The sequence below is a fragment of the Bacillus sp. AFS023182 genome (assembly GCF_002560575.1).
In the GTDB taxonomy this organism is placed as follows: domain Bacteria; phylum Bacillota; class Bacilli; order Bacillales; family Bacillaceae_G; genus Bacillus_A; species Bacillus_A arachidis.
On record NZ_NTRO01000012.1, the window covers coordinates 1 to 6,389 of the forward strand.

The following is a 6,389-nucleotide window of genomic DNA, read 5'->3' on the forward strand; positions in this document are numbered from 1 at the left end:
AGGAAGTTGCGTACCATTTTTAGCAACCTGAGCTGCTGTCATAGGTGCTTTTGGTCCTTGTGAATCTACTACAATCGGAAGATTTCCTACATTCGTTGAAGTATCAGTAGCTGCCGAAGAAAATCCTGGTGCTACAAGTAAAGCTGTACTCAATACAAATGCTGCAGGAATCATTTTTTTTATACGCTTCATACTATCTCTCCTCTTTTTTATTATTTCTACAAGACTACCAAAAAATGAAATTGTACAATTTGCTACTCATACTTTTTACTGAAGAATAAAATAACTTTTGCTACGTTTAGTTTAATTTAAATATCTTTCAATACACTTTCATAGATGTTACAAAAGTCTTTCGGTAATGCTATCTTTTAATAATATTCATTATTCGCTGGAGCTGCTTGACTTGCAGGAGGCTAGATAGTTCACCCCATTGCTCCTACAGCTAGCCCTGCCGTGACTTTTTTTAATATTGATTTTATCCTATCTCCCCTCTTCTTCTATAATTTCTACAAGATTACGAAAGATGAAATTATACTGTACATTGCTTATACTTTTACTGCAGGATAAAATAACGTTGGCTATGTAGAAACTTAGAATGCTATTTTTACAAATATGATACTTTTGTGATTCTGGATTACTTCCAAACCAAAATAACTGATTATTCAGGTAATTAACTCGACATAATGTTACCTGCAATTTTACCGCACCTTTATTGGTGTAGCCTTCTCCTTTCTTAGTGGTCATACCAATTACACCTTTATTAAAACATTAGATTTTTATTGCGTAAATAGTAGAATTTTGTCGATTATATTGATTAATTTAGTTATTACGTATTAATACAAGTAAAAATATTATACTTCTAAAATTGCTGTGTTATTTTATTTTAATAATTATAATAGTTAGAACTTAATATAACTGATAAAAAAATAACAATTTTAATCCATAAATAAAATTCAATATAATTTAAATGTTATTCATATAATTTAATCACACTCTGTATATTGGTTCCCTTTATTTGGATATGTAAAATTACATCAAAATATAGGTTTAAATAAGAGGCGCTCTTATAAATAACTAGCTGTAAAGAAAGAAAATTTTTTGTTTAGGGTCTACTTCAATCTCTTAAATTGATGTAAATCCATCTACAATCCTATTACTCTAACTGGTGCAATTCTGATGATGTCATAAAAAAACAAAAGGGGATGTAAATAATAATTTACATCCCCTTTTGTAACTCTAATTTTCATTAGAACACTGCATTCTATTATCTTCTTCCAAACAGATTTCTATGAATTCAAATAAACCTTTTGCCTCAACAGAACGTTTTCCCCAATCATGCCAAAAATATAGCACTTGTCCTACTACTCCAGATTCTGATGGATCTGTATCAATGCAAAGATAATCCCCAGCACCATTTTCTGCAATTGGAATCCACTTAGAATTCCAAAGAACAGGTTTAAGTTCATTTTCAATATGCGCCTCTAAATCATCTGAATCGAATTCATCCTGTAGAAATGTCCAGTTGTCTATAATTTGAGAAGTTGGGGAAAGGACCAAATTTCTTACAAAAGATTCAACCCCAGGTTCCCAAATTTGTCCGTTATATATCTCGTAAAAACTTTTCATTTCTTTAGGAAGTGTAATACCCAGTGTAGATTCAATTAACTGAAAATCTTCTTCACTTGCACCCGGTTGGAGGTTTAATGTTTTTTGAAAGTTCACTTCAAGGCTTGAACCTCTACTAATTATACGTTTCCATAGTAATTCAGCTGAATTTATCATGTCTTTTCCCCTCCGATTATATTTCAAAAAATTCAATTTAAAACACACACAATTACTATTAATCTAAGGTTTTGAATTATCCCCATAACGAAAATTTAATTAATTGGTATATACTTCTTGAATCCCTTACTTATAGTGCCATCATAGCCATTTTTAGAAAAGAATTTATGTGCTTCTATTCTATTTGTACTACTTAATAAAATAATTCTTGTGGATCCCCTTGCAATTGATAGCTGTTCTACATGTTTTAGCAACTTTTCACCTATCCCATTACCTCGAAAATCTTCATTTACAATTACATACTCTAGAACGGTATATGGTCTAAATTGATATCCAGGATCAAGACAAAAAGTCATAAATATACTTCCTTTAACTTTACAATCTTCTTCATACACAAATAAGAAATTATTAGAATTATTCTTTATCTGCTCAATTCTTTCTGGTAAAACCCTAATGTTTTTACTATGCGGTGCTAATTTTTTATATAGATTTTCAATTTCATGACTGTCTTTTGGTTCAGCCTCACGAATCATATAATTCCCCCCTCTATTAATACTGATATATCAATAGTTCAATCTATCCTAATATTACATCTGTTGACTCTATTGTATCCTAAAACAACGCTTTTTTAGTACAATTCAGATAATAATATGGTAAAAAAAGAGAATGGAAGGGGTGGCGTTTTTTTATTACAAGTTAGAACAAAATCTCGTTCTGGGGTAGTTGTATTTTCTTAGCTTGTTGATAGCGATGTGGCGAGACCCCATGCCTATCAACTTAAGAATACTAAGGGCTGGAATCTTATTGGTTCCTTAAAATGTAGATATGGGAAAATAATGTAAAAAAACTATTGTATGTTTAAATTCTTTATGTTACATTTATATTACAAAATGATTACTGGATGTAACTTTTGTTGCTTCTTGTTTTCTTTTGTTTTAAGTATGTTACGGTTTATGGTTCGTATCCAATCAACTGAGATTATTTAAAACTAAAGAAATAGCAAACTATAAGCTAAAAATAATTTTTCTATGTGTATAAGAGTGTGTGTAGTAAAGAGTCTGAGTTAGAGCTTTATGCCCATTATTAAAAATCCTTTCTGTCTTGAAAGAAGAAGGCTACCAACTATTTAGGAGTTTTTAAGTAATGTTAGTGAATGAAATGTACTTCCTTTCCCACACACAATGTAGTACATATTCTACTTTCGGTCTAATTACTACACAAACTTTTATACATATGAAGTTATTGTTTTAGGAATATATAGGAGGAGAGAGAAAATGAGAAAGTTATTAACACTAATTGGACTTACGTTTTTAATGCTAGCTGGATGTAGTAATGGAGATTTTGAAAAAGCAATGGATGAGGGGAAGACCGCGCTAACGAATAAAGAATATAAAAATGCCTTATCATCATTTGAACGAGCACTAGATGAGAAAAAAGATGATTCAGATGCAAAAGTGTTTGTAGAACAAACGAAAGCAATGATTGAAGCAGTGAAGCTAAAAGAAGAAACAAAGGTAGAAGAATCAATTAAGTCATTTGAAAAAGTAGAGAACATGAAGAATGGAAGTAATACGCTTATAAAACAAGCAAAGGAAGAACGAACAGCATTACTAGCCATCTTAGAACAAAAAAAGAAGTATAGTGAGCAACTGGTGAAAAGTGAAGAGTTAATAAGTAAGAAAAATTATTCAGAAGCGAAAGAGATTTTAAATAAGCTAGTTTTAGAAACAAAAGATAACAAGAACCTTGAAGAATATAATAAAAAAGCCTCAGGATTAATCACTAAAATTGGTGAAGAAGAAAAAAATACAAAGAGTAAAACAGTAGCAGCAGCGAAGGAACAAAAAACAGATGCAGTAACGAGCCAAAAGGTAGAGACAGAGAAGAATCAAAAGGTAGAGGCAGGAAAGAACCAAAAGGTAGAGACAGAGAAGAACCAAAAGGTAGAGACAGAGAAGAACCAAAAGGCAGAGACAGGAAAGAACCAAAAGGCAGAGACAGAGAAGAACCAAAAGGTGGAGACAGGAAAGAATCACGATGAATTTACTTTTGAGAAAGCTATAGGATATATCAAAAAAGAATATAATGAAGAATACACTTACACTCTTGAGGATACTCAAGTAGAAAATGGAAAGAAATATTATAAAATTAGAGTGCGTACGACATATAAAATAGAAGGCGCAGCTGGATCAGGATTTACTGGAGTATTCAAGGTATTTGAAGATGGTACAATTGTTGAAATGCACTAAATCGATGAAAAGGATACGATGAACCGTATCATAAATAAATGAAGTTTAAAAATAAATACCTAATCCCTATTACAACGAAGCAATACGATGTAACCGGGGATATGGAACAGAAAAGTAACCCTACAAAAATGTAAGGTTACTTTTTTGGATCTACTATTAATCTGTAACTTCAATAGTTATAAGGTTCAAATGTACTAAGTATAGGGTCTCACCACACATCCATCAACTTAATAAATTTATAACACCTCAAAACAAAAATTGTGTACATTTTTACCTGGGGATGTCAATTTTCTCATTTTGGAGTCACTTCAAAATACTAACTTGATAGCGATGTGGCAGTACCTCTATTCCAAAAGACTACTTTTCTTTTTTCGTAAGCGTCAAATATTCCCCACATACTATTTGTAAATAACCCATTAAATAATCTCCCATACTACATGTGAAGGTTTTTTTATGAAAAGACACCCTATTAAAAAATAAGAAACTTATATTCAAGACTGTAAAAACAGTGGATTCTCAAACGTTGCCTGGTGTCAAAAACAGAATCTATCAGTTCATCGGCCATATTACTGGCTGAAAAAAGTGAAGGAAACAAAAAACAACTCCAAAATCAACTTTTATTGTAGATTTCGGAGTTACTTTACGTTTACTTTTATAAAAATTTAAAGTGCTTACGCTACGCTGCGATACTCTTCTTGTTTTTCTTTTTTCTGATTAGGTGCTTGGATTAAAACTGCGATAATAAATGACACGACACATAATACGCCAATCACCATGAAAGTTGGTTTAAATCCACCTAAAATTGCACCGATAAATGAACCTGCAAGTGCTCCAAAACCAAAGCCTTGGTACACGATTCCGTAGTTTTTACTATGGTGTTTCATACCGAAGAAATCACCAACAATGGCTGGGAAAATCGTGATATTTCCACCGAAGCAAAACGCTACACTTGCTACACAGACGAAATATATACCATAGTTTAAATCAACAAAGCTGAGTACAAAGACTGACATAGCCATAACGACAAACGTACCGGTAACAATTTTTAAACGGCCGATTTTATCTGATAACGGTCCCAGAATGATTCGACCAACTGTATTAAAGATTGCAACCATAGCGACTGCGTTAGCTGCTGTTGTTGCGCTAAGCCCTACAAGTTGAACACCGATGTCTTTTACCATACCAATTAAGTATAAGCCACTCATACATGATGTAAATAACATAATAAATAACAGATATACTTCTTTTGTGCCTAACATTTCTTTTGTTGTATAGTCCTTGCTATTTGTTTCATGTACTGTACCTTGTTCAGCAGCTTGATGGATTAAACAAGCACCAATCACTATCATAGCTGTAACAATTAAGCCCCAGTAAATAAATGCTTGTGATACGCCAACTGAGTCAATCAGCATTGCGTTAATGTATTTAAAAATCAAACTACCTGTACCATATGCAGATACAGAAATACCTGCGATTAAACCTTTACGCTCTGGGAACCACTTAATTAAATTAGATAGTGAAGTGATATATGCTGTACCATCTGCGTAACCTACAACAACTCCTGCTAGTACATAAAGCATTACTAATGAGGAAGCTTGTGAACTAAGCATTAATCCAATTCCTAATGCTAGTCCGGCTATCATAATGAGTTTACGAAGTCCCCATTTCTCTTGCAATTTACTCGCAAACAAAGTTGAGAATGCTAAAGAAAGGCTAGTGATTGAGAAGGTTATAGCAACAGCATTAAGACCCCATCCGTATTTACTCACTAAAGGCTGATTGAATAAGCTCCATGTATATATCGTTCCAAGTCCCATTTGTACAATGACTGTACCGAGGACAACAAGCCATGGATTAACAGGTGATCGTTTCATGCCATCCCCTCCTCTCTTTTCATTTCAATTCTATTCAATAATCGTCTAACGACGTTTCGCATATCCGCAATACAATGTGTTAAAAAATCGTATACTTTTTTTGCACTCATTTTTGCCACCTCTTTCTATTTGATGGCTTTATTGTATAGGATGTAAGTAATTGTGTAAGCACTTACAACACAGAACGTCAAATATATGAAATCAGTTACAGAAAAAGCGGGATGAAATACAAAAGCTGCTTGTTACATACGAAGCATCTTTTTGCATAAGTACGGCTGGGTTTCAGAAATATGACTCACATTTACGAGATTCCCCTAAAATATATCAAAAAAGCAACATTAAAATTTAACACAACCTAACGAAAAAAGACAAGAGTGATTTCCTTGTCTTTTTTAGAAACATATATGTATTAAGATTTATATTTTTTTACTGTACAAGGAATCGTTACAATATATAAATCTATCGCATAGATTGTAACCCAAAT

5 protein-coding genes and 1 pseudogene are annotated in these 6,389 nt (G+C 32.6%); 2 read left to right on the forward strand and 4 right to left on the reverse strand.

Features of this window, described 5'->3' with window-relative positions; translation table 11 throughout:
• From CN288_RS06515 to CN288_RS06530, 3 genes and pseudogenes are all read right to left on the reverse strand, one after another.
• Positions 1-192 (reverse strand): annotated as a pseudogene (locus CN288_RS06515) (hypothetical protein); the annotation flags it as partial.
• Between the two features lie 1,044 nt (positions 193-1,236).
• Positions 1,237-1,782, reverse strand: a complete 546-nt coding sequence (locus CN288_RS06525; protein WP_098302002.1) for an SMI1/KNR4 family protein — start codon at positions 1,780-1,782, stop codon at positions 1,237-1,239.
• Positions 1,783-1,877: 95 nt separating this feature from the next.
• Positions 1,878-2,315 (reverse strand): GNAT family N-acetyltransferase, encoded by a 438-nt coding sequence (locus tag CN288_RS06530; protein ID WP_098302003.1) that lies wholly within the window; start codon positions 2,313-2,315, stop codon positions 1,878-1,880.
• Positions 2,316-3,056: 741 nt separating this feature from the next.
• Here CN288_RS06530 and CN288_RS06535 point away from each other — a divergent pair.
• Both CN288_RS06535 and tnpA read left to right on the forward strand, forming a co-directional pair.
• Positions 3,057-4,031, forward strand: a complete 975-nt coding sequence (locus CN288_RS06535; protein WP_098302004.1) for a hypothetical protein — start codon at positions 3,057-3,059, stop codon at positions 4,029-4,031.
• Positions 4,032-4,520: 489 nt separating this feature from the next.
• Positions 4,521-4,697: an IS66 family insertion sequence element accessory protein TnpA gene (tnpA, locus tag CN288_RS30200; protein ID WP_441296548.1), complete on the forward strand. Its 177-nt coding sequence runs from the start codon at positions 4,521-4,523 to the stop codon at positions 4,695-4,697.
• A gap of 5 nt (positions 4,698-4,702) precedes the next feature.
• On the opposite strand, the gene CN288_RS06545 is transcribed toward tnpA, so the two are convergent.
• On the reverse strand, positions 4,703-5,905 hold the full coding sequence (locus CN288_RS06545) for an L-lactate MFS transporter (RefSeq protein ID WP_098302005.1): 1,203 nt from the start codon (positions 5,903-5,905) through the stop codon (positions 4,703-4,705).
• Positions 5,906-6,389 lie beyond the last annotated feature (484 nt).

Excerpts from the sequence above, each read along its gene's own strand:
- CN288_RS06530 (WP_098302003.1), bottom strand. The coding sequence starts at position 2,315 with ATGATTCGTGAGGCTGAACCAAAAGACAGTCATGAAATTGAAAATCTA.
- CN288_RS06535 (WP_098302004.1), top strand. The coding sequence starts at position 3,057 with ATGAGAAAGTTATTAACACTAATTGGACTTACGTTTTTAATGCTAGCT.
- CN288_RS06545 (WP_098302005.1), bottom strand. The coding sequence starts at position 5,905 with ATGAAACGATCACCTGTTAATCCATGGCTTGTTGTCCTCGGTACAGTC.
- CN288_RS06525 (WP_098302002.1), bottom strand. The coding sequence starts at position 1,782 with ATGATAAATTCAGCTGAATTACTATGGAAACGTATAATTAGTAGAGGT.